20 protein-coding genes are annotated in these 22,700 nt (G+C 61.4%); 9 read left to right on the plus strand and 11 right to left on the minus strand.

The window, feature by feature from the left end; all coding sequences use genetic code 11:
- Positions 1 to 11: 11 nt before the first annotated feature.
- The 8 genes from PCOSP_RS26615 to PCOSP_RS26650 all read left to right on the plus strand — a co-directional run bounded on the left by PCOSP_RS26615 (position 12) and on the right by PCOSP_RS26650 (position 8,649).
- Complete coding sequence (locus tag PCOSP_RS26615) at positions 12 to 806, plus strand: carbon-nitrogen hydrolase family protein (protein WP_175384777.1); 795 nt, start codon at positions 12 to 14, stop codon at positions 804 to 806.
- A 55-nt stretch (positions 807 to 861) separates the two neighbouring features.
- Entirely contained in the window at positions 862 to 3,294 is a 2,433-nt protein-coding gene (gene pqqF, locus PCOSP_RS26620; protein WP_464709833.1) for a pyrroloquinoline quinone biosynthesis protein PqqF, read from the plus strand.
- A 157-nt stretch (positions 3,295 to 3,451) separates the two neighbouring features.
- A complete protein-coding gene (pqqA, locus tag PCOSP_RS26625; protein ID WP_003177660.1) occupies positions 3,452 to 3,526 on the plus strand; it encodes a pyrroloquinoline quinone precursor peptide PqqA in 75 nt (24 codons plus the stop codon).
- Positions 3,527 to 3,606: 80 nt separating this feature from the next.
- Positions 3,607 to 4,518: a pyrroloquinoline quinone biosynthesis protein PqqB gene (gene pqqB, locus PCOSP_RS26630; protein WP_139640631.1), complete on the plus strand. Its 912-nt coding sequence runs from the start codon at positions 3,607 to 3,609 to the stop codon at positions 4,516 to 4,518.
- Between the two features lie 194 nt (positions 4,519 to 4,712).
- Entirely contained in the window at positions 4,713 to 5,465 is a 753-nt protein-coding gene (pqqC, locus tag PCOSP_RS26635) for a pyrroloquinoline-quinone synthase PqqC (protein WP_139640633.1), read from the plus strand.
- The gene (gene pqqD, locus PCOSP_RS26640; RefSeq protein WP_042730665.1) at positions 5,462 to 5,737 is read left to right on the plus strand and encodes a pyrroloquinoline quinone biosynthesis peptide chaperone PqqD; all 276 of its coding nucleotides are present in this window, start codon (positions 5,462 to 5,464) and stop codon (positions 5,735 to 5,737) included. Before pqqC ends, pqqD begins: the two co-directional genes overlap by 4 nt.
- Positions 5,709 to 6,860, plus strand: coding sequence for a pyrroloquinoline quinone biosynthesis protein PqqE (gene pqqE / locus PCOSP_RS26645; RefSeq protein WP_464709835.1), 1,152 nt, complete (start codon positions 5,709 to 5,711; stop codon positions 6,858 to 6,860). Before pqqD ends, pqqE begins: the two co-directional genes overlap by 29 nt.
- Positions 6,826 to 8,649 carry a S9 family peptidase gene (locus PCOSP_RS26650; RefSeq protein ID WP_464709836.1) on the plus strand — a complete coding sequence of 608 codons (1,824 nt, stop codon included), beginning with the start codon at positions 6,826 to 6,828 and terminating at the stop codon, positions 8,647 to 8,649. Before pqqE ends, PCOSP_RS26650 begins: the two co-directional genes overlap by 35 nt.
- A 122-nt stretch (positions 8,650 to 8,771) precedes the next feature.
- Here the strand turns inward: PCOSP_RS26650 and PCOSP_RS26655 are convergent, their stop codons facing one another.
- The 11 genes from PCOSP_RS26655 to bioB form a co-directional block, all read right to left on the minus strand.
- Entirely contained in the window at positions 8,772 to 8,930 is a 159-nt protein-coding gene (locus tag PCOSP_RS26655) for a YqaE/Pmp3 family membrane protein (RefSeq protein ID WP_003177654.1), read from the minus strand.
- 329 nt (positions 8,931 to 9,259) lie between these two features.
- Complete coding sequence (locus tag PCOSP_RS26660) at positions 9,260 to 11,038, minus strand: acyl-CoA dehydrogenase C-terminal domain-containing protein (RefSeq protein WP_175362401.1); 1,779 nt, start codon at positions 11,036 to 11,038, stop codon at positions 9,260 to 9,262.
- Positions 11,039 to 11,261: 223 nt separating this feature from the next.
- Positions 11,262 to 13,058 (minus strand): acyl-CoA dehydrogenase C-terminal domain-containing protein, encoded by a 1,797-nt coding sequence (locus PCOSP_RS26665; RefSeq protein ID WP_139640640.1) that lies wholly within the window; start codon positions 13,056 to 13,058, stop codon positions 11,262 to 11,264.
- A gap of 91 nt (positions 13,059 to 13,149) precedes the next feature.
- On the minus strand, positions 13,150 to 14,439 hold the full coding sequence (locus PCOSP_RS26670; RefSeq protein WP_464709838.1) for a GGDEF domain-containing protein: 1,290 nt from the start codon (positions 14,437 to 14,439) through the stop codon (positions 13,150 to 13,152).
- 330 nt (positions 14,440 to 14,769) lie between these two features.
- A complete protein-coding gene (locus PCOSP_RS26675; protein ID WP_175362400.1) occupies positions 14,770 to 16,575 on the minus strand; it encodes a phenylacyl-CoA dehydrogenase in 1,806 nt (601 codons plus the stop codon).
- Between the two features lie 275 nt (positions 16,576 to 16,850).
- A complete protein-coding gene (locus PCOSP_RS26680) occupies positions 16,851 to 17,147 on the minus strand; it encodes a pyrroloquinoline quinone biosynthesis protein PqqE (protein ID WP_139640647.1) in 297 nt (98 codons plus the stop codon).
- Positions 17,148 to 17,252: 105 nt separating this feature from the next.
- Positions 17,253 to 17,933 (minus strand): dethiobiotin synthase, encoded by a 681-nt coding sequence (gene bioD / locus PCOSP_RS26685; RefSeq protein WP_464709839.1) that lies wholly within the window; start codon positions 17,931 to 17,933, stop codon positions 17,253 to 17,255.
- The gene (gene bioC, locus PCOSP_RS26690) at positions 17,930 to 18,742 is read right to left on the minus strand and encodes a malonyl-ACP O-methyltransferase BioC (RefSeq protein ID WP_464709841.1); all 813 of its coding nucleotides are present in this window, start codon (positions 18,740 to 18,742) and stop codon (positions 17,930 to 17,932) included. The genes bioD and bioC overlap by 4 nt, the downstream gene beginning before the upstream one ends.
- On the minus strand, positions 18,735 to 19,466 hold the full coding sequence (locus PCOSP_RS26695) for an alpha/beta fold hydrolase (RefSeq protein ID WP_139640652.1): 732 nt from the start codon (positions 19,464 to 19,466) through the stop codon (positions 18,735 to 18,737). Before PCOSP_RS26695 ends, bioC begins: the two co-directional genes overlap by 8 nt.
- Positions 19,459 to 20,637 carry an 8-amino-7-oxononanoate synthase gene (bioF, locus tag PCOSP_RS26700; protein WP_139640654.1) on the minus strand — a complete coding sequence of 393 codons (1,179 nt, stop codon included), beginning with the start codon at positions 20,635 to 20,637 and terminating at the stop codon, positions 19,459 to 19,461. The genes PCOSP_RS26695 and bioF overlap by 8 nt, the downstream gene beginning before the upstream one ends.
- 168 nt (positions 20,638 to 20,805) lie before the next feature.
- The gene (gene bioB / locus PCOSP_RS26705) at positions 20,806 to 21,861 is read right to left on the minus strand and encodes a biotin synthase BioB (RefSeq protein WP_464709842.1); all 1,056 of its coding nucleotides are present in this window, start codon (positions 21,859 to 21,861) and stop codon (positions 20,806 to 20,808) included.
- A 91-nt stretch (positions 21,862 to 21,952) separates the two neighbouring features.
- Here bioB and PCOSP_RS26710 point away from each other — a divergent pair, with 91 nt between their 5' ends.
- On the plus strand, positions 21,953 to 22,693 hold the full coding sequence (locus PCOSP_RS26710; RefSeq protein ID WP_464709844.1) for a double zinc ribbon domain-containing protein: 741 nt from the start codon (positions 21,953 to 21,955) through the stop codon (positions 22,691 to 22,693).
- The last annotated feature ends 7 nt before the right edge of the window (positions 22,694 to 22,700 follow it).

Here is a 22,700-nt window from a genome sequence, read left to right on the forward strand (position 1 = left end):
AGGAGTTGTCGATGCGCGTAGCCCTCTATCAATGCCCACCGCTGCCACTGGATCCGGTCGCCAACCTGCAGCGCCTGCATCAGGTGGCGCTGGAGGCCAGGGGCGCCGATGTGCTGGTGCTGCCGGAGATGTTCATGACCGGCTACAACATCGGCGTCGACGCGGTGAATGTATTGGCCGAGGTCTACAACGGTGAATGGGCGCAGCAGATCGGCCGCATTGCCAAGGCCACCGGCCTGGCGATTCTCTATGGCTACCCTGAGCGCAGCGAGGACGGGCAAATCTACAACTCGGTCCAGTTGATCGACGCCCAGGGCGAGCGCCTGGCCAACTATCGCAAGAGCCATCTGTTCGGTGACCTCGACCATGCGATGTTCAGCGCGGGTGATGACTCGCTGCCGATCGTGAGCCTCAACGGCTGGAAGCTCGGTTTCCTGATCTGCTACGACCTGGAGTTCCCGGAGAACGCCCGACGCTTGGCCCTGGCCGGCGCCGAGTTGATCCTGGTCCCGACCGCCAACATGCAGCCCTACGAATTCATCGCCGACGTGACGGTGCGCGCCCGGGCTATCGAAAACCAGTGCTTCGTGGCCTACGCCAATTACTGCGGCCACGAAGGTGAATTGCAGTATTGCGGCCAGAGCAGCATTGCCGCGCCGGATGGCAGCCGTCCGGCCCTGGCGGGACTGGATGAAGCCTTGATCGTGGGGGAGCTGGACCGTCAATTGATGGAAAACTCACGCGCAGCCTACAACTACCTGCATGACCGCCGTCCTGAGCTTTACGGCGACCTGCACAAGCACTGATTGAGAACATCCTGCAATCCGCTAGCATGAGCGCATCTCTGCCTTGGAAGCGCTCATGCCGGCCCCCGATTCCCTCCGCTCCTCCACTGAAACCCTGGTCAATGGCCTAAAGGTGACATTGCGTCATGCAGCCGGTCTCAAACGCAGCGCGGCCGTGCTGCGGGTAGCCGCCGGCAGCCATGATGCGCCATTGGCCTGGCCGGGCATGGCGCACTTCCTTGAGCACCTTTTCTTCCTCGGTACTGAGCGTTTTCCTGCGGGAGAACATTTGATGGCCTACGTGCAACGGCATGGCGGCCAGGTCAACGCACGGACCAGCGAACGCACCACGGACTTTTTCATCGAGCTGCCGCCTGCCGCCTTCGCCGGCGGACTGGACCGGTTGCAGGACATGCTTGCCCATCCGCGCCTGGACGAAGCCGACCAGTTGCGGGAACGGGAAGTGTTGCAGGCGGAGTTCATTGCCTGGTCCCAGGACCCGGCGGCCCAGCGCCAGATTGCCCTGCTGGAAGGCCTCTCGATGGCCCACCCGCTGCGGGGTTTTCACGCCGGCAACCGTGACAGCCTGGCCGTATCGCAGCCTGAATTCCAGACGGCACTGCAGGACTTTTATCGACGGTTCTACCACAACGGCCAAATGACCCTGAGCCTGGTTGGCCCGCAAAGCCTCGATGAGTTGAGCGCTCTGGCAGAATCATTCGGCAACGACCTGCCCGCCGGCGACGTAGCTGCCCGGCAGTCACCACCGAAACTGATGGAATCGGCCGATACCGGTTATCAACAGCTCAGCGACCGTCGCCTCGATCTGCTATTCGCCTTCGAAGACCTGCCCAGCGCTTCACCCCAAGCTTTGGATTTTCTCTGCACCTGGCTGAACACCGGCAAACCGGGCGGCTTGCTGGCCACGTTGCGCCAACGTGGTCTGGCTGACAGCCTCAACGCCACGCCGTTGTATGAATTTGACGGACAGGCGCTGCTGCACATCGAACTCAAGCTCGACGAGCCTCAACGGCACGACGAAATACAGCCGTTGCTGCGCGACTGGTTGGGATTTTTTGCCGCCCAGGATGACTGGGCATCCTTGCGCAAGGCGTTGACTGCCCTGCTCCATTGCCGGCAGGAGACCGCATCGGCGCTGCAATTGGCGCGCTCGGACAGTGAAGGGCGGGGACTCCCCCTGTCGGAGAACGATCTTGTGAGGCTCAGAGAAATCCTCAGGCAGTTGCACCCTGCGACTCACATCACCGAAGCATGGCAACTGCCCGCGCCCAACCCGTTCCTGCAAACGGCCGTCGAGCCACCCCGCGCCGGTCTGATACGCGGTCAGACAAGCGCCCACCGCGGTTTGCGGACCTTCGCCCAGGACCGCTCCCGGGGGCGACGCGACCGCTCACCCATGCAATTCAGACAGGGACTGACGGATCACCCCCGTGAAGGCGTGGTGTACCTGCGCTGGCGACTGGCGGCTCAAACGCCCCACGGTCTTCAGTCCAGGCTGGAACAGCACCTGCAGGAATTGCGAGAGGAGGCCCGGCAGGCCGGTGTTGAAGTCACCATGGAGATCTCCGGAAACCAAAGCCTGCTGAAGCTGATCGGTTTGCAGCCACCGATACCGCTGGTGCTCGAACAGGTCCTGACAAAGTTGGGGGAACCGCTGCCCAACGCTGCAGACGAAACCCCGCTTATGCCGATTCGACATTTGTTGCAGGCGCTGGCGGATCACTGTCGACCGTCGTCTCCACCAGAAACCAGGCCACGGCCCGACAGCGACCAAAGCCTGTGGGCGACCGCCGAATGGGACGGCTTGGCCATCGGCCTTTCTGAAACAGCCCAGGGCGCCATGGGGCCTGCCCTGGCCAGGGTTCCCGGCATTGCCGCCCAGCCAGTCGAGCCGGCGCCGCTCTTGGCGCAGCGTATCTGGCACAGGTTGCCGACCCAGGGCGACGAACAGGCCGTGTTGCTGTTTTGTCCGACACCCACCCTGGCGTTGTCCGACGAAGCCGCTTGGCGGTTACTGGCACAGCTGTGTCAAACGCCGTTCTACCAACGCCTGCGGGTCGAGTTGCAGCTGGGCTACGCGGTGTTCAGCGGATTGAGGCAGATCGATGGGCAAACCGGTCTGCTGTTCGGTGTCCAGTCGCCCAGCGCCTCGGCGACTGAATTGATCACGCACATGAAACAGTTCCTGGAAGCGCTACCGCAACTGATCCGACTGATCGACGATTCGACCTTGCTCGGCCAGCAACGGGCACTCGCCTCCCAGTTCCACAGCGACACCCTGCCCTGCGCCCAAGCGGCCGAACTGCTTTGGCAGGGTAAACTGGCCGGCCGCCCGTCGGATTACCTTGAGCAACTTTGCGCTGCGATCGCGGGACTGAATCGCGCGCAATTGCTCGATGCCGCCGGCCGCCTGATCGACGCCGAAGGTGGCCGGTATTGCCTGAGCAACGGCGCTTGTACGGACGAACATTGGCACATAGCGAAATGATCATTACAGCGTCTGCAATGAGCTTTCTCGGAGAATCGAGGCGTGGAATTTTGTTTAATTTAGTAACATAGCAGCCTAAGCATCTGAACATCTCCGAACGGAGGTGGACTATATGTATAGATCTCAACCGTCCCACCCCAACCAAAGGAGTATTTCCATGTCCTGGTCCAAACCCGCATATATCGACCTGCGTATCGGTTTCGAAGTCACCATGTACTTCGCCAGCCGTTAATTGCTGCAGTCGGTTGAATGCGCAGCAAACGCCTCGGTCTCCCGGGGCGTTTTTTATTTCGGTTTGCAGATGGAGCGGCCATGTTCGTCCAGATTCTAGGTTCCGCCGCTGGCGGCGGTTTCCCTCAATGGAACTGCAATTGCGCCAATTGTGCAGGTTTTCGCAACGGCAGCCTGCGGGCCCAGGCGCGCACCCAGTCGTCCATCGCGATTTCCGATGACGGAGTGAGCTGGGTATTGTGCAACGCCTCTCCGGACATCCGCGCCCAGCTCCAGAGCTTCGCGCCGATGCAGCCTGGTCGTTCCCTGCGCGACACGGGCATTGGCGCGATCATCCTGATGGACAGCCAGATCGACCACACCACCGGCCTGCTCAGCCTGCGGGAAGGCTGCCCGCATCAAGTCTGGTGCACCGACATGGTCCACGAAGACCTGAGCAGCGGTTTTCCCCTGTTCAACATGCTGACCCACTGGAACGGTGGGCTGAGTTGGAACCGCATCGAACTCGACCAGAGCTTCACCGTGCCAGCCTGCCCGAACCTGCGCTTTACCCCGCTACCCCTGCGCAGCGCCGCGCCGCCCTATTCGCCACACCGCTTCGACCCACACCCGGGGGACAACATCGGCTTGATCGTCGAAGACCTGCGTACCGGCGGTAAACTGTTCTACGCACCGGGCTTGGGCAAGGTGGATGGACCGCTGTTGGAGATCATGGCCGGCAGCGATTGCCTGTTAGTGGATGGCACGATGTGGGACGACGATGAGATGCAGCGCCGCGGCGTCGGCACCCGCACAGGTCGGGAGATGGGCCATCTGGCGCAGAACGGTCCCGGCGGTATGCTCGAAGTGCTGGAGCAACTGCCCGAGCCACGCAAGGTACTTATCCATATCAACAATACCAACCCGATTCTTGATGAAGATTCACCGGAACGGGCCGAACTTGTACGCCGAAAGATTGAAGTGGCCTACGACGGAATGAGTATTGAGTTGTAGCAAGGGTGGGATGATTGTGGGAGTGAGCGTGCGCTGTGTCAGCCTGGTTGTGCTGGCCGGACTGGCCCCATCGCGAGCAGGCTCGCTCCCACAGTAGTCCGAGTGCGCCACAGAACCCATGTGGGAGCGAGCCTGCTCGCGATGAGGCCAGCCCAGACGCCACAGAACCCACGGTTATTCCCCGGAGAACCGCAATGACTGATACCCCCCTTTCCCCCGCCGAGTTCGAAGCGGCCCTGCGTGCCAAGGGTGCGTATTACCACATCCATCACCCGTATCACGTGGCGATGTATGAAGGCCGTGCCACTCGCGAGCAAATCCAGGGCTGGGTCGCCAACCGCTTTTACTATCAGGTGAACATTCCGCTGAAGGATGCTGCGATCCTGGCCAATTGCCCGGATCGGGAGATCCGCCGCGAGTGGATCCAGCGCCTGCTCGACCACGACGGTGCACCCGGCGAAGATGGCGGCATCGAGGCCTGGCTGCGGCTGGGCCAGGCCGTGGGGCTGGATCCCGATCAACTGCGTTCCCAGGAACTGGTGCTGCCAGGGGTACGATTCGCCGTGGATGCCTACGTCAACTTCGCCCGCCGGGCCAGCTGGCAGGAAGCCGCCAGTAGCTCGCTGACCGAGCTGTTCGCCCCGCAGATCCATCAGTCTCGCCTGGACAGCTGGCCACAGCACTACCCGTGGATCGATCCGGCCGGCTATGAATACTTCCGCACGCGCCTCGGTCAGGCCCGCCGTGACGTGGAGCATGGCCTGGCGATTACCTTGCAGCATTACACCACCCGCGCGGGTCAGGAGCGCATGCTGGAGATTCTCCAGTTCAAACTGGACATCCTCTGGAGCATGCTCGACGCCATGAGCATGGCCTACGAACTGAACCGCCCGCCCTATCACAGCGTGACCGGACAACGGGTCTGGCACAAAGGAATCCCCTTATGAGTTTCGACCGCAGCAAAACTCCTCGCTGGCGCCCCGGCTATCGCTTCCAGTACGAACCGGCGCAGAAAGGTCATGTGTTGCTCTATCCTGAAGGCATGATCAAGCTCAACGACAGCGCTGCGCTGATCGGTGGCCTGATCGACGGTGAGCGGGATGTCGCGGCCATCATCGGCGAGCTGGCCAAGCAGTTTCCCGACGTGCCCGAACTCGGTGACGACATCGAGCAGTTCATGGAGGTCGCCCGTGCAGAGCACTGGATCGAACTTGCCTGACCAGCCGGTGATCGGCTTGCCGCTGTGGTTGCTGGCGGAGCTGACCTATCGTTGCCCGCTGCAATGCCCCTACTGCTCCAACCCGCTGGACTTCGCCGAGCAGGGCAAGGAGCTGAGCACCGAGCAGTGGTTCAAGGTCTTTCGCGAAGCCAGGGAAATGGGCGCCGCGCAGTTGGGCTTTTCCGGTGGCGAACCGCTGGTGCGCCGGGACCTCGCCGAACTGATCGGCGAGGCGCGCAAATTGGGTTTCTACACCAACCTGATCACCTCCGGCATCGGTTTGACCGAACAGAAAATCAGCGACTTCAAGAAGGCCGGTCTGGATCATATCCAGATCAGCTTCCAGGCCAGCGACGAGCAGGTGAACAACCTGCTGGCCGGCTCGAAGAAAGCCTTCGCACAGAAACTGGAAATGGCCCGGGCAGTGAAGGCCCACGGCTACCCGATGGTGCTCAACTTCGTCACCCATCGGCACAACATCGACAAGATCGACCGCATCATCGAGCTGTGCATAGCCCTTGAGGCCGACTTCGTCGAACTCGCCACCTGCCAGTTCTATGGCTGGGCGCAGCTCAACCGGGTGGGGCTGCTGCCTACCCGGGAACAACTGGAGCGCGCCGAACGCATCACCAACGAATATCGCGCCAGGCTCGAAGCCCAGGGCCATCCGTGCAAGCTGATCTTCGTCACCCCGGACTATTACGAAGAACGTCCCAAGGCCTGCATGAACGGCTGGGGCAGCCTTTTCCTGACGGTGACGCCGGACGGCACCGCGTTGCCTTGTCACGGCGCCCGACAGCTGCCGGTGCAATTTCCCAACGTGCGCGACCACAGCATGCAGCACATCTGGTACGACTCCTTCGGTTTCAACCGCTTCCGCGGCTATGACTGGATGCCTGAGCCGTGCCGCTCCTGCGATGAAAAGGAACAGGACTTCGGCGGTTGTCGCTGTCAGGCGTTCATGCTCACGGGCGATGCCAGCAATGCCGACCCGGTGTGCAGCAAATCCGAACACCACGGGGTGATCCTCAAGGCCCGGGAAGAAGCCGAGCACGCCACCCAGACCATCGAACAACTGGCCTTTCGCAATGAACGAAACTCGCACCTCATCGCTAAAAGCTGACCCCTTCAGCGCCGCCCAGGCCGTTGCGGCGGGGATCGACTTCGCCGAGTTGAAGCTCGGCCCACTGGGTCTGTTCTGGAACGAATATCGCCCGGAAGACGGGGCCTGCCGGATCTGGCAGTGGCAAGACGCCCAGGCCCGCTGCCTGACCCCGGACGGCTTCAGCGCGCGCAGCCGGGTCTATGAATATGGCGGTGGATCGTTCTGCCTGGGCGACGACAGCGTGCTGTTCGTCAACGACGCGGACCAGCAGCTGTACCGCCAATCGCTGAACGGCGAGAGGCCCGTGGCGCTGACGTCGGGAGACTGTCGCTACGGGGATCTCGGTTTTGCCGCCGGCCAGGTATTGGCGGTGGAGGAGCAGGCCAACCAGCATCGCCTGGTAGCGATTGACCTGGCAGATCGACAACGGCATCTCTTGGTCGAAGGCGCCGACTTCTATGCCGCGCCAACCATGAGCCCGGACGGCCAACGGCTGGCCTGGATCGAGTGGAGCCGTCCGCATCAACCGTGGACAGCCACGCGACTGATGCTGGCCGAGCGCACCGCTTCCGGTTGGAGTGAAGCACGCTGCGTGGCGGGCGACACTGAAGAGGAATCCATCCAACAGCCGCGTTTCGATCATGCCAGCCGCTTGTACTGCCTGAGCGATCGCGGCGGCTACTGGCAGCCGTGGGCTGAGTCGACGGACGGCTTGCAACGGCTGCCCTGCGCTGAAGCCGATCATGCTCCCGCACCCTGGCAACTCGGCGGTTGCACCTGGTTGCCATTGGACAGCACCACGTACCTGGCGAGCTGGACCGAGGCGGGTTTCGGGCGGCTCGGCCTGTGCCGCAGCGACGCTGGGCAGGAAGATTTCACCGGCGCCTACAGCCGCTTTCGCAGCCTGGCACTGGACGAGCGATTCATCTACGCCATCGTCGCCTCACCGGTCAGTCCCTCCGCGGTCATCGCGATCGAACGCCACAGCCACGACACACAGGTCCTGGCCGGCGGCGTCGCGCCTCTGCCCGTCGAGCAGATCAGTCGCCCGCAGACCCTGCACTATCCGTCGACGTCGGGCATGGCCCATGGGTTCTTTTACCCAGCCATGGGAGCGGAAACCAAGCCGCCATTGCTGGTTTTCATTCATGGCGGTCCCACCTCGGCCTGTTATCCCCTGTTCGATCCGCGCATCCAGTACTGGACCCAGCGCGGCTTCGCCGTCGCGGACCTCAATTACCGTGGCAGCAGCGGCTATGGCCGAGCCTATCGGCAAGCGCTGCATTTGAACTGGGGCGTGGTGGACGTCGAGGATGCCTGCGCGGTGGTTGGCTACCTGAACGAGCAAGGCCTGATCGATGGCCGCTGTGCGTTCATTCGCGGTGGCAGCGCCGGTGGCTACACGACGCTCTGCGCGCTGGCGTTTCACGACGTATTTCGTGCTGGCGCCAGCCTTTATGGTGTCAGCGATCCGGTCGCCCTGGGTCGCGCCACGCACAAGTTCGAAAGCGATTACCTGGACTGGCTGATCGGCGACCCGCAACAGGACGTCGACCGTTACCGCGCCCGTACCCCGCTGCTGCATGCCGACCAGATCCGCGCGCCGGTGATTTTCTTTCAGGGCGAACTGGACGCCGTGGTGGTGCCACAGCAAACCCGCGATATGGTCAGGGCACTGGAGGACAACGGCGTGACGGTCGAAGCGCACTACTACGCGGATGAACGCCACGGCTTTCGCAAGGCGACGAACCAGGCCCATGCGCTGGAGCATGAGTGGTTGTTCTATCGGAAGGTGATGGCGTTGTAAGGAGATGAAGAACCTGTGGGAGCGAGCCTGCTCGCGATAGCGGTGGATCAGTCGACATCCATGTTGGATGACAGACAGCTATCGCGAGCAAGCTCGCTCCCACATGGGTTTTGCTGCAATGTTCAGCGCTTGGCGATGATATAGACCGCATGGACGATGCCGGGGATGTAACCCAACAGAGTCAGCAGAATATTCAGCCAGAAAGCCCCGCCGAAGCCGACTTGCAGGAACACGCCCAATGGCGGCAACAGAATGGCGATGATGATGCGAATGAAATCCATGGTGGGCTCCTGATGGGCGATGGCTACATTGCCATATAGCACATTGACCCATGACCGCTCGTCAGGGTTCAAACCATCAGTGAGTAGGGCGAAGCCAGGCACGAACAAAAAACGCAGGCAAAAGAAAACCCCGCCGAAGCGGGGCTTTGCAGAATGTTTCCCTGATATCCCTTTCACTCCACCTTCCTGGCGGAATCCTACGTGTCCGTGTTGTTTCTCTGCGCATCCTGCGCGACGTCCATGTGAAGTAGATTAGCCTTGGATCCAATCGACCGATAGAGGGAAATCGACATCACGTAATGTAAGCATTTGCTTACATTACCCTGTTTTCAGAACTGCGCCGCTTCCAGCAGGAACAGCGACTCACTGCCCGCCTTCACCGAAGCGCTCAAGGAGTGGATCCGTGGCAGCAGGCGGGCGAAATAGAACCGCGCGGTTCCCAGCTTGCTGGCATAGAAGTCGTCCTGGCTTTCCTTGCCCAATGCCGCCTTGGCCATCAACGCCCACATGTAGGCGTAGGCGGTGTAACCGAACGCTTGCAGATACTCCACCGACGCCGCGCCGATTTCGTTCGGGTTGCTTTTCGCCCGGTCCAGCAGCCAGTCGGTCAGCTCGTCCAGGGTAGCGACGGCATCATTCAACGGCCGGGTGAACTCGGCCAGATCGCTGCTCGCAGTGGCGGTGAAGTGGCGAATCTCGTCGGCGAACAGCTTGTAGAACGCGCCGCCGCTGCCGACGATCTTGCGCCCCACCAAGTCCAGTGCCTGGATACCGTTGGTGCCTTCGTAGATCTGGGTGATGCGAACATCACGCACCAACTGCTCCTGGCCCCACTCGCGAATATAACCGTGGCCGCCGAAAATCTGCTGGCCATGCACAGTGGTTTCCAGGCCCAGATCCGTCAGGAACGCTTTCGCCACCGGCGTCAGCAACGCAACCAGATCTTCGGCGCGCTTGCGGGTGGCTGGGTCTTCACTGAACTTGGCGGTGTCCAGTTGCATCGCCACGTAGGTGGAGAATGCCCGGCCGCCTTCGTTCGAGGCTTTCATGGTCAGCAACATCCGGCGCACATCGGGGTGGACGATGATCGGGTCGGCGACTTTGTCCTTGTTCTGCGCACCGGTGGGCGAACGGCTCTGCAAGCGATCACGGGCGTATTCGATAGCGTTCTGGTAGGAGCGCTCACCAGACGCCAGGCCCTGGATACCAACACCCAGGCGTTCGTAGTTCATCATGGTGAACATCGCCGCCAGGCCTTTATTCGGCTCGCCGACCAGATAACCCACGGCTTCGTCGAAGTTCATCACACAGGTGGCAGACGCCTGGATGCCCATCTTGTGTTCGATCGACCCGCAGTTGGCCGCGTTGCGCGCGCCCAGGCTGCCGTCGGCATTGACCATGAACTTGGGCACCAGGAACAACGAAATGCCTTTCGGGCCAGCCGGCGCATCCGGCAGTTTTGCCAGCACCAGGTGAATGATGTTCTCGGTGAGGTCGTGCTCGCCGCCGGTGATGAAGATCTTGGTGCCGCTGACCTTGTAGGAGCCGTCGGCCTGGGGTTCGGCCTTGGTGCGAATGATCCCCAGGTCCGTCCCGGCATGGGGCTCGGTCAGGCACATGGAGCCCGCCCAGATGCCGGCGTACATGTTCGGTAGATACGCCGCTTTCAACTCTTCGCTGGCGTGGGCGTTGATCGACAGGCAAGCCCCGGCGGTCAGCATTGGGTACAGACCGAAGGACAGGCTTGCGGAGTTGACCATTTCTTCGACCTGGGCCGAAACGGCCTTGGGCATGCCCATGCCACCGTAGGCAGGATCGCCGCCGACACCAACCCAGCCGCCCTCAGCGTAAGTCTGGTAGGCCTGTGGGAAACCTGCCGGCGTGGTGACGGCACCGTTCGCCCAATGGCAGCCTTCTTCATCAGCGGCACGGCTGAGGGGCGCAATGCTTTTGCTGGTGACTTTGCCGGCTTCTTCGAGAATCGCTTCGACGGTTTCAGCGTCGACGGTCTCGGCCAGTGCCGGCAGCTCGGCCCAGAGTTTCGCGACCTCGAACACTTCATTGAGGACGAAGCGCATATCGCGCAGGGGCGCTTTGTAGTCAGCCATGGCAAACCTCGCAGGATCTAAACAGTTGGTCCGTGGGAAAACGGTTTTAGCAATGGTCGGAGTGTACCTCAACAACTTTTGAGACACATAGGGTCAACACATGACTGTTTTGTTATTTTTAGTCAAAACAAAAGATCACAGGCTTCGCCAGCTCCTACATGAAAATGCGTATCCCCTTTAGGAGCTGGCGAAGCCTGCGATCTCTGTTGGCATTCCCTCTAAATCAAAGCGCAAACAGCTCGGCCGGCAGCTTCATCAGACAGTCGCTTCCCGCCTCGATGGCGGCCCGATGGGCAGCCGTGCGCGGCAACAGGCGCTTGAAGTAGAACTCGCAGGTCGCCAGTTTGCCCCGGCAGAAATCTGCGTCACCGCTACCACCGTCGAGTTGCGCCTGGGCCACCAGCGCCATGCGCAACCACAGGTAGGCCAGGATGATATAGCCGCTGTACATCAGGTAATCCACGGAGGCAGCGCCCACTTCGTCCGGATTCTTCATGGCGGCCATGCCGACCCCGGTCGTCAGTTCGCCCCACTGCCGGTTGAGCCCGTCGAGTTGCGCGATGAAATCCTTTAGCTGCGGGTGTCCGGTATTCGCGGCGCAGAATGTGTGAACGATCTTGGTGAACCCGCGCAGCAACTTGCCCTGGCTGCCCAACACCTTGCGTCCCAACAGGTCCAGGGCCTGGATTCCGTTGGTGCCTTCATAGATCGGCGCGATGCGGCAGTCCCGCACCAACTGCTCCATCCCCCATTCGCGGATGAAACCGTGGCCGCCAAACACCTGCATGCCATGGTTCGTCACTTCCAGTCCGGTTTCGGTCATGAAGGCCTTGCAGATCGGAGTTAGGAACGCCAGCAGATCCTCAGCCTGCTGACGTGCGTTTTCATCGGCGCCCAGGTGCGCCGTGTCCAGCAGTTGCGCGGTGAAATACGTCAGTGCCCGATTGCCTTCATTGAAGGCTTTCATGGTCAGTAGCATCCTGCGCACATCGGGATGGACAATGATCGGATCCGCGACTTTTTCCGGTGCCTTGGGGCCGGTGAGCGAGCGCATCTGCAAGCGGTCGTTGGCGTATCTGATCGCGCCCTGGAAGCTCGTTTCTCCCAGGCACAAGCCCTGCATGCCGGTGCCGAGCCGCGCATGATTCATCATGGTGAACATGCAGTTCAGGCCCTTGTTGGGCTCGCCAATCAGGAATCCCTTGGCATCGTCGAAATTCAACACGCAGGTGGCAGAAGCCTTGATGCCCATCTTGTGTTCGATCGAGCCGCAGGTCACGCCATTACGTTCCCCCGCCTCGCCCGTGGCGTCAGGCAGGAACTTGGGCACGATGAACAGCGAGATGCCCTTGGTGCCGGCGGGGGCATCCGGCAGTTTGGCCAGCACCAGGTGAACGATGTTTTCACTCATGTCGTGTTCACCGGCAGAAATGAAGATCTTGCTGCCGGAGACCTTGTAGCTGCCGTCGGCCTGGGGCACGGCGCGGGTCTTGATAATGCCCAGGTCCGTGCCGCAGTGGGCTTCGGTCAGGCACATGGTGCCGGTCCATTGACCGGCGGTGAGTTTGCTCAGGTAGGTCTGTTTCTGCTCTTCGGTGCCATGGGCGTGAATGGCCGACATGGCGCCGTGGGTCAGGCCCGGATACATGCCCCAGGACGTGTTGCTGGACGCGATCATTTCGCTGATGACCAGGCCCAGGGAACCGGGCAGACCCTGGCCACCATAGCTCGGATCGGCGGCCAAGCCGTGCCAGCCGCCCTCCACATACTGTGCGAAAGCTTCTTTGAAACCGGTAGGCGTGGTCACCACACCGTTGTCGAAATGACAGCCCTCTTCGTCGCCGGAACGATTGAGCGGCGCCAGTACGTTTTCACAGAAGCGCGCACCTTCCTCGAGGATCGCGTTGACCATGTCCGGGCTGGCATCGCTGGCCCCCAGTTCGGCATAGCGGCCATGAAAATCGAAAACGTGGTCGATCAGGAAGCGCATGTCACGCAGGGGAGCTTTGTACTCGGGCATGGTGGTTTTCTCCGGTAGCAGATCGTTCAAACCTACTGCCGGCCACCAAGGCCCACAATCACAGTCCAGGCGCTGAATGCGCCGTCATCACTCAACCCGCGGCGGCTTCCATGCGTACCGCGCCACGGCGGTTCTGACCGAAGGCAACCACACAGTTGCGTCCGGCGCCCTTGGCGTTATAGAGGGCCTGGTCGGCGGACTTGAGGACTTCTTCAGGGGTGCGCTGCTCGACACGTTCCGCGACGCCGATGCTGACCGTTACCGACACGCTGGACGCACCCGCCCCGGAACGCCGCTGGCGGCCTTGTTGGTCATCCTGGGGTCGGCTGTCCGTATTGCGCAGTTGAATGCTGTACGTCTCGATGGACTGGCGGATGACCTCAAGGTGAGGCATGCACTCGTCGATGGTCTTGCCTGCAAACACCAGCGCAAACTCCTCGCCACCGTAGCGATAAGCCCGACCGCCGCCGCCGATTTTCGACAGTTTACTGGCCACCAGGCGCAGCACCTGGTCGCCCACGTCGTGGCCATGGGTGTCGTTGAATTTCTTGAAGTGATCCACATCGCTCATGGCAAGCACATAGTTGCGACCCAGCCGTTGCATGCGCTCGTTCAGTGCCCGCCGTCCCGGCAAGCCGGTCAGCTCATCACGAAACGCCATTTGATAGGCCTCATGGGCAACCGCCGCAGCGATCATCAGCATCACCTGGCTGCACATGATGTTCAGGGTGAATGGCAGGATGAAGGTTTTCGGCAACATCCAGAACAGCCCCAGCACGCCCACCAGTTGCGCGGCATGCAAGGGCCGGGGATTGCGCCAGTATTGCCATGACAGCAACAGGAATACGCCGATGAACACCGGATAGGACAACTGGATCAGGCTCATCCACGCACCATGCAACGCCGGCCAGCGGATCTCCGAAAGCCACAGCAGCAAGGCTTGAGGAAAGCTCTGTTCCAAGGCCAATGCCACACTGCCAAAGGCCAGCAGCACCGCAAACCGCGCCACCATGTCCTGGAACAGGTGGGTGCGCTCCTGCCATGCCGCGAACAGGCCAAACAACAGCGGCAACAACAGACAGACCAGGTGGAATACCACGGCCGCGTCTTCTCGCACCTTGCCGTTGTCCCGGTAGAAATCGGTCTGGGTGTCCAACAGAAAGTAGCCGATGTACACCGTGACCATCAGAAACAGCTCACGTTGACGTCGGTAAACCGCGCAGTACGCACCGCCCAGCAGCAACACCAGCGTAGGAAGAACGTTGAACAACGAGGTGAAGAAAACGTTGAGATCCTTGACGTAGGCAGCCGCAAGCCCCGCCAGCAACAGCAACAGCGAAGGTAGGAAATGACTGAAACGTACAGCGGAAGAACGCGGCAAGGGTAAAGCTCCAACCCGGCTGATCAAAGATGGCATTGTGCCTGCAATCGGGGCAGTAAGGCACGGGAGATGTGACAGATGTCACACTGCCATCGCTGTAACGGCAGGAAGGGATGTTTTCTTAAAGGCCAATTGGATGAATATTGTTTCAGGATCAGCGTATACCCCTGTAGGAGCGAACCTGCTCGCGAAGCGGTGTATCAGATAATTTTTTGTCGACTGACACACCGCATCGCGAGCAGGCTCGCTCCCACAGTTTTTTCCTGCGGGCATGAAAAAGCCGCTGCGTCCCGAAGGAGGCAGCGGCTTTCAGAAGATACCGCCTGAGGCTTAGTAACCCAGTGCGAAGTCTTCTTCTTTCATGTCCATCAAGTTATTGGCGCCCGACAACATGGCAGCCACGTGGGTACGGGTACGCGGCAGGATGCGCTGGAAGTAGAAGCGCGCCGTCTGCAGCTTGGCGGTGTAGAAAGCCTCTTCGGTGGTGCCGGCAGCCAGTTTTTCCGCCGCCAGACGCGCCATGTCGGCCCAGAAGTAGGCCAGGCAGGCGTAACCGGAGTACATCAGGTAGTCCACCGAGGCCGCGCCGACTTCTTCGCGGTCCTTCATGGCCGCCATGCCAACCTTCATGGTCAGCTCGCCCCACTCCTTGTTCAGCGCGGCCAACGGTCCGACGAACTCCTTGACCGCTTCGTTGCCTTCGTTGCCCTGGCAGAACTTGTGGACGATCTTGGTGAAGCCCTTGAGCGCTTCGCCCTGGGTCATCAGCACTTTACGGCCCAGCAGGTCGAGGGCCTGGATGCCGGTGGTGCCTTCGTACAGCATCGAAATGCGACTGTCGCGAACGTTCTGCTCCATGCCCCACTCGGCGATGAAGCCGTGGCCGCCGTAGATCTGCACGCCGTGGTTGGCCGATTCGAAGCCGACTTCGGTCATGAACGCCTTGGCGATCGGCGTCATGAACGCCAATAGCGCATCGGCCTTTTTCTTCTCTTCCTCATCGACGCCGTACTTGACGATGTCGACCTGCTTGGCGGTGAAGTAGACCATCGCCCGGTTACCTTCGGCGAAGGCTTTCATGGTCAGCAGCATGCGACGCACGTCAGGGTGCACGATGATCGGGTCAGCGGGCTTGTCCGGCGCTTTCGGGCCCGTCAGGGAGCGCATTTGCAAGCGGTCACGGGCGTATTTCAAGCCGCCCTGAAAGCCGATTTCAGCGTGGGCCAGGCCTTGCAAAGCGGTGCCCAGGCGTGCGGTGTTCATGAAGGTGAACATGCAGTTCAGGCCTTTGTTCGCCGGGCCGATCAGGAAACCGGTGGCCGCGTCGAAGTTCATCACGCAGGTAGCGTTGCCGTGGATGCCCATCTTGTGTTCGATCGAACCACAGCTCACCGCGTTGCGCTGGCCGATGGTGCCGTCGGCGTTAGGCAGGAACTTGGGCACGATGAACAGCGAAATGCCCTTGGTACCGGCCGGAGCGTCCGGCAGACGCGCCAGAACGATGTGGACGATGTTGTCGGCCATGTCGTGTTCGCCGGCCGAAATGAAGATCTTGGTACCGGTTACCTTGTAGGAGCCATCGGCCTGTGGCTCGGCCTTGGTGCGCAGCATGCCCAGGTCGGTGCCACAGTGGGGTTCGGTCAGGCACATGGTGCCAGTCCATTCACCGGACACCAGCTTGGTCAGGTAAGCCTCTTGCTGCTCGGGCGTACCGTGCTCGGAAATCGTGTTCATCGCGCCGTGGGACAGGCCCGGGTACATGCCCCACGACCAGTTGGCTTCGCCGACCATTTCGCTGACGGCCAGGCCCAGCGACTCCGGCAGGCCCTGACCACCATGCTCGACGTCATGGGCCAGGCTTGGCCAGCCGCCTTCAACGAATTGCTTGTAGGCTTCCTTGAAACCGGTCGGGGTTTTCACGCCGGACTCGCTCCAGGTGCAGCCTTCGGTGTCACCCACACGGTTCAGCGGAGCCAGCACCTGCTCACAAAACTTGGCGCCTTCTTCGAGAATGGCGTCAACCATGTCCGGAGTTGCGTCCTGGCAAGCCGGAAGGCTCTGATAATGCGCTTCATAGCCAAGCAGTTCATCACGAACGAAGCGAATATCACGCAAGGGGGCCTTGTAGTCAGGCATAGCGATAACCTCTGCTGATGTAACCGGGGATGAACGACCGCGTGGATTTGTTATGGCGGTCAAACAGTTGTTTGAAACATACGTTTACGCCTAAATCTTGTCAAGCGCCGATCTTTTGCCGTTCGTCATCGCCCCCTCAAAAAAACTCAGGTACGTCCATCCCGTGCGGTTTACACCCACAGCGAGTGAAGGAAAAGATTAGTTGAGCGTGAGGGAGTTAGAGACGAAAACGCCGCGAATAATCGCGGCGCTTTCGCAAATCGGGGAACTCAAGATCAGGCGAAGGTATCGATCAACGTACCCAGCATTTCGTCGGACGCTTTAGCCACGCTCACGCCCGCTTGCACCTGGAACTTGCCCTGGGCCATTTCAACCATGTTGCTGGCCAGGTCCGACTGCTGGCTGCGATCCACCGACCGCAGGCGATCGACCTGGACTTCGGACGACTGACTGGTAACCGCCCGCTCGATGGTGTTGTTGGCGATTTGAGATGAAGCCTGATCGACACGGTTCTGCCCTGTCTGAATAGTACTCAGACCAGCATAGAATGCGGTACTTCCTGAGATTTCCATGGCAAGGCTCGTATCTTGAAGGGTCGACAAGGCCATTGAATCAGAAGCACTGGGAAAAGGCCCGACAAAAACACTAATGGCACAGTGCCTTGTTATAGGCAAACCCTAATCCAGCAGGTCCAGATGCAGGTACCCGGCCACGGCTTCCGCCGTTACGCCCTTGATTCGTGGCACCCGGCCCAGGCACGGTGCCGGAAGGCGTTCGGCGAGCGTGGCCAGATTTTCCTCCAGGCGCGACGTCTTGGGGTCGACGATATTCGCCACCCAACCAGCCAATTGCAGGCCATCCCGGGCGATGGCTTCGGCGGTGAGCAACGCGTGACTGATACAGCCCAACCGTACCCCCACTACCAGAATTACCGGCAGCCCCAGGGCCATTGCCAGGTCCGAGAGATTGTCCTGATCAGCCAACGGAACGCGCCAACCGCCCGCGCCCTCAATCAAGGTGAAATCGGCTTGCAGGGCCAGCACGTCACGCATCGGCCCCAACAACGACTGCACCGTCAACGCCACGCCGGCTTCCCGGGCCGCCAGATGCGGCGCAATGGCCGGCTCGAACGCCACCGGGTTGACTTGGGCATACGTCAGCGGCACCGAGCATTCCGCGAGCAGGGCCAGGGCGTCGGCATTGCGCAGGCCCTTGGGCATGACTTCGCAACCGGAGGCCACGGGCTTTCCGGCGGCGGTGCTCATGCCGGCCTGTCGTGCTGCGTGCAGCAGGCCGGCCGCAACAGTGGTCTTGCCCACGTCGGTGTCGGTGCCGGTGATGAAGTAAGCCTGGCTCATAGAGGTTTCTCCAGCACGGCGTAGACCACCTGATAGGTCGCGGGCAACCCTTCTACCCGACGAAATTGCTCGTAGGCTTCAATCATCCCCAGGATCCTCGCTCTGCCGGTCAACCCTCCCGGGCGGCCGGGATTCAGATTATGGGCACCGAGGGATTTCAATTCATGGGTCAGGCTGCGTACGTCCGGGTAATGCAACACATGAGGACGGTTCTCGAGGCTGGCGACGTTCAACCCACTGTCCATGCATAACTGTTGATACGTTTCGAATCCCCGAAAACGGTTGACGTGCACCAGGCCATCCACCTGACGCCAGCTTTCGCGCAACTCATACAACGTACCGGCACAGAGGCTGGTGAAGGCAAAGACCCCGCCCGGCTTCAGTACACGATGCGCCTCACTCAACACCGAGGCAAAGTCCGCACACCACTGCACCGCAAGGCTGGAGAACACCAGGTCGCAGCTCGACGCTTGCAGGGGCAGGCGCTCCGCGTCCCCGGCCACGAAATGCGCAGCCCCACCCTGGGGACGGGCATGGTTGAGCATGCCTTCGGCGATATCCAGCGCAACGCCGCTGGCCACGCCGAAGCGCGCGCCCAGCGCACGGGTGAAGTGACCGGTGCCGCACCCCACGTCCATCCAGCGTCCCGGCACGAGCGAGGCAGGTAACTGCTCCAGCAACTGTTGACCCACGTCGCGCTGCAATTCCGCCACGCTGTCGTAGCTGGCCGCCGCCCGGGAGAAAGAGGCTGCCACCTGGCGCTTGTCAGGCAAGGCCCCGGGCAATTTGGGAAGGGATAGGTCAGTCATCACCGGCCTCATGAAAAAAGGCCTGGATCGCCCCCGCGACACCGTGCGGGTCTTCCAGAAGAAATCCATGACCGGCCTGTTCGATCAGGCCGATCTCGACGTCCGGCAACAATGCCAGCAATTCACTCGCGGCTTCGGCCGGCACCAGGGCGTCGAGCCCGGCAAACAGATGCAATTGCGGGCCACGGAAGCGTTGCAAAGCGGCACGGGTATCCAGCTGCGCCAGCACTTGCAGACCGGCCATCGACACCTCCGGCGCGGTGTTCGGTGCGCCGGCCAGCAGCAGCCTCGCCAACCCACGGGGGTCGCTGCAGCCCTGGGCGCATAACAAACTGAAACGCTTGAGGGTCAGGCGTGGATCGGCGGCACACCCGTCGAGGAAACCGTCGAAGGTGTCACTGGCCATCGCGCTCGGCCATTGCTCATGAGCCACAAACGAAGCATTGCTCGCCAGGGTCAACAGCCCGCAGCAATGCTCGCCCCGGCGCGCGGCCAACTCGGAGGCCAGCATGCCGCCCAGGGACCAGCCGCCCAACCAGGCATCCTGGGGCACGCTGGCGTCCAACTCGTCGAGCCATTCCTCGGGATTACTCGTTACCAGGGCCGGCAATGGCTCGATTTCCACCCGCAGATGTTCGTCGAGCCCGTGCAACGCAGCGGCCAGCGGTTCCAGCGGGGAAACGCCCAACCCCCAACCAGGCAGCAATATCAATCGATCACGCATGGCTTGCCTCCGGCCCCAGCAGAGCAAAACACTCGGCCAGTGCATTCAACAATAGTTGCACCTGGGCCTCGCTGTGGGCGGCCGTCAGGGTCACACGCAAACGGGCGCTGCCGGCCGGTACGGTGGGTGGCCGTATCGCGGTGACCATCAGACCCCGTTCGCGCAGCATTTGCGACAGGCGCATCGCTCGCCCGGCATCGCCGATCAGAATCGGCTGGATCGGCGTGAAGCTGTCCATCAGTTGCAGGCCAATCTGCTCCGCGCCATGGCGAAACTGACGGATCAACACTTGCAAATGCTCGCGCCGCCAATGCTCGCTGCGCAACAACTCAAGACTTTTGAGCGTGGCGCAGGCCAGGGCCGGCGGTTGGCTGGTGGTGTAGATATAGGGGCGGGCAAACTGGATCAGGCTCTCGATCAGCTCTTCACTGCCTGCCACAAAAGCGCCAGCGGTGCCGAAGGCCTTGCCCAGGGTGCCGACCAGCACCGGCACGTCGTCCTGGCTGAGGCCGAAGTGCTCGACGATACCGCCTCCGCTCGCGCCCAACGGACCGAAACCGTGAGCATCGTCGACCATCAGCCAGGCGCCCCTGGCCTTGGCTTCACGGGCCAGGGCCGGCAGATCGGCAATGTCGCCGTCCATGCTGAAGACCCCGTCGGTGACCACCAGCGTATTGCCGGTGGCTTTCTCCAGACGGCTGGCCAGGCTCCGGGCGTCGTTGTGCAGATAACGGCTGAAACGCGCGCCGGACAGTATCCCGGCGTCGAGCAACGACGCGTGATTGAGCCGGTCCTCCAGCACCGTATCGCCCTGCCCGACCAGTGCGGTCACGGCGCCGAGGTTGGCCATGTAGCCGGTGGTGAACAGCAGCGCCCGCGGACGACCGGTGAGATCGGCAAGGGCCTCCTCCAGGGCGTGATGGGGACCGCTATGGCCGATCACCAGATGGGAAGCACCGCCACCCACCCCCCAACGGGTCGCCCCGGCACGCCAGGCTTCGATCACCTGCGGGTGATTGGCCAGGCCCAGGTAGTCGTTATTGCAGAACGCCAGCAACGGTTGCCCATCCACCACCACCTCCGGGCCCTGGGGGCTTTCGAGCAGCGGACGTTGGCGATAGAGGTTTTCGGCACGACGGGCAGCCAGGCGTGCGGCGAGATCGAAGGGCATGCTGGCCTCGGGGTGACCACTATTCAAAGATTGAAGGGTTCCCCTGTGGGAGCGAGCCTGCTCGCGATGGCGGTGTGTCATTCGACGTAAATGTTGAATGCTCTATTGCTATCGCGAGCAGGCTCGCTCCCACAGGTCCCCCATTCCAAACAGAAAAATCGGGGTTGATCACACAGCCGCGTTATAGAACTGCTCGCTGCTCTTCTGCTCCACCAGCGCCTGTTCAATCGCGGCCTGGTGCACTTCGTCGGCATGTTCTTCGCGGACTTCGGGCTGGATGCCCAGGCGAGTGAACAGTTGCATGTCCTTGTCGGCCTGCGGGTTGGCGGTGGTCAGCAGCTTGTCGCCGTAGAAAATCGAGTTGGCGCCGGCCAGGAAGGCCAGGGCCTGCATCTGTTCGTTCATCGCTTCGCGACCGGCGGACAGGCGAACATGGGATTTGGGCATCAGGATCCGCGCCACGGCGAGCATGCGGATGAAATCGAACGGGTCGACATCCTCGGCATTTTCCAACGGCGTGCCGGCGACCTTGACCAGCATGTTGATCGGCACCGACTCCGGATGTTCTGGCAGGTTCGCCAACTGGATCAGCAGGTTGGCGCGGTCATCGAGGGACTCGCCCATGCCGAGGATGCCGCCGGAGCAGATCTTCATCCCCGAATCACGCACGTAGGCCAGGGTTTGCAGGCGCTCGCTGTAGGTACGGGTGGTGATGATGCTGCCGTAGAATTCCGGCGAGGTATCGAGGTTGTGGTTGTAGTAATCCAGGCCGGCCTGGGCCAGTGCCTCGGTCTGCTCCTGGTCGAGACGCCCCAGGGTCATGCAGGTTTCCAGGCCCATGGCCTTCACGCCTTTGACCATTTCCAACACGTAGGGCATGTCCTTGGCCGACGGATGCTTCCACGCCGCGCCCATGCAGAAACGGGTCGAACCGATGGCCTTGGCACGCGCGGCCTCTTCGAGGACCTTCTGCACTTCCAGCAGCTTTTCCTTGTCCAGCCCGGTGTTGTAGTGGCCGGATTGCGGACAATATTTGCAATCTTCCGGGCAGGCGCCGGTCTTGATCGAGAGCAGCGTGGAAACCTGAACGCGGTTGGCGTCGAAATGCGCACGATGCACGGTCTGCGCCTGGAACAACAGGTCATTGAACGGCTGGACAAAGAGTGCTTTGACTTCGGCCAAAGACCAGTCATGACGCAGGTTGGCAGTGATGCTGGCGCTCATGGGTATTTCCTTGATTATGCTTGGCTGGCGACTGGGGACACGCAATACCCACAGGCGCGACACGGATGTTCGGCATATTTAAGGAAGAGTCATGCGCTGTCAACCACCATACGAAGGACCGGTTTACATCTGGTTAAAAAACAAGCAATCCTGCCTCCTGTGTGGCGACGCTACCGATACGCAGCAGCCAATCTGCACACCCTGCGAAAGCGAATTACCCTGGCTCGGCGATCAATGCGTCATTTGCGCCCTGCCGCTGCCCATGGCCGGGCTCCGTTGCGGGCAATGCGCCACGCAACCACCAGCTTTCGAGCGCGTCCTGGCGCCCTGGGCTTATGATTTCCCTGTGGACAGTCTGATCACCAGTTTCAAGCACCAGGCAAAATGGCCTCTCGGACGCCTCATAGGCGAACTGTTGGCGCAGTCGCTGCAACATCATTTCGACGAAGGCCTGGAGCGGCCCGACGCGCTGGTGCCGGTACCGCTGGCGGGTCGACGCTTGCGCCAGCGCGGGTTCAACCAGGCGACCCTGCTGGCGCGCTGGCTCGGTGCTGAGTTACAGATTCCCTGCGAAGAACATCTGCTGCTGCGCATCCACGACACCCCGGCGCAACAGGCACTCGATGCCAGGGACCGGCGCCGGAATCTGCGCCAGGCCTTTGCCCTCGCGCCCGATGCCCCGTTGCGCAACCGCCACCTGGCCCTGGTAGACGATGTGCTCACCACCGGCGCAACCGCCCAGACGCTGGCCCAATTGCTGCTCGATGGCGGTGCGGCCCGGGTCGATGTGTATTGCCTGGCGCGCACGCCCAAACCCGGTGAGCCGGCTTGACGCGCGG

This window comes from Pseudomonas sp. MAFF 730105 (assembly GCF_055380705.1).

What these genes read in the sequence shown, in the direction of transcription:
- PCOSP_RS26615 (WP_175384777.1), top strand. Translation starts at nt 12, where the DNA reads ATGCGCGTAGCCCTCTATCAATGCCCACCGCTGCCACTGGATCCGGTC.
- pqqF (WP_464709833.1), top strand. Translation starts at nt 862, where the DNA reads ATGCCGGCCCCCGATTCCCTCCGCTCCTCCACTGAAACCCTGGTCAAT.
- pqqB (WP_139640631.1), top strand. Translation starts at nt 3,607, where the DNA reads ATGTTCGTCCAGATTCTAGGTTCCGCCGCTGGCGGCGGTTTCCCTCAA.
- pqqC (WP_139640633.1), top strand. Translation starts at nt 4,713, where the DNA reads ATGACTGATACCCCCCTTTCCCCCGCCGAGTTCGAAGCGGCCCTGCGT.
- pqqD (WP_042730665.1), top strand. Translation starts at nt 5,462, where the DNA reads ATGAGTTTCGACCGCAGCAAAACTCCTCGCTGGCGCCCCGGCTATCGC.
- PCOSP_RS26650 (WP_464709836.1), top strand. Translation starts at nt 6,826, where the DNA reads ATGAACGAAACTCGCACCTCATCGCTAAAAGCTGACCCCTTCAGCGCC.
- PCOSP_RS26655 (WP_003177654.1), bottom strand. Translation starts at nt 8,930, where the DNA reads ATGGATTTCATTCGCATCATCATCGCCATTCTGTTGCCGCCATTGGGC.
- PCOSP_RS26660 (WP_175362401.1), bottom strand. Translation starts at nt 11,038, where the DNA reads ATGGCTGACTACAAAGCGCCCCTGCGCGATATGCGCTTCGTCCTCAAT.
- PCOSP_RS26665 (WP_139640640.1), bottom strand. Translation starts at nt 13,058, where the DNA reads ATGCCCGAGTACAAAGCTCCCCTGCGTGACATGCGCTTCCTGATCGAC.
- PCOSP_RS26675 (WP_175362400.1), bottom strand. Translation starts at nt 16,575, where the DNA reads ATGCCTGACTACAAGGCCCCCTTGCGTGATATTCGCTTCGTTCGTGAT.
- PCOSP_RS26680 (WP_139640647.1), bottom strand. Translation starts at nt 17,147, where the DNA reads ATGGAAATCTCAGGAAGTACCGCATTCTATGCTGGTCTGAGTACTATT.
- bioD (WP_464709839.1), bottom strand. Translation starts at nt 17,933, where the DNA reads ATGAGCCAGGCTTACTTCATCACCGGCACCGACACCGACGTGGGCAAG.
- bioC (WP_464709841.1), bottom strand. Translation starts at nt 18,742, where the DNA reads ATGACTGACCTATCCCTTCCCAAATTGCCCGGGGCCTTGCCTGACAAG.
- PCOSP_RS26695 (WP_139640652.1), bottom strand. Translation starts at nt 19,466, where the DNA reads ATGCGTGATCGATTGATATTGCTGCCTGGTTGGGGGTTGGGCGTTTCC.
- bioF (WP_139640654.1), bottom strand. Translation starts at nt 20,637, where the DNA reads ATGCCCTTCGATCTCGCCGCACGCCTGGCTGCCCGTCGTGCCGAAAAC.
- bioB (WP_464709842.1), bottom strand. Translation starts at nt 21,861, where the DNA reads ATGAGCGCCAGCATCACTGCCAACCTGCGTCATGACTGGTCTTTGGCC.
- PCOSP_RS26710 (WP_464709844.1), top strand. Translation starts at nt 21,953, where the DNA reads ATGCGCTGTCAACCACCATACGAAGGACCGGTTTACATCTGGTTAAAA.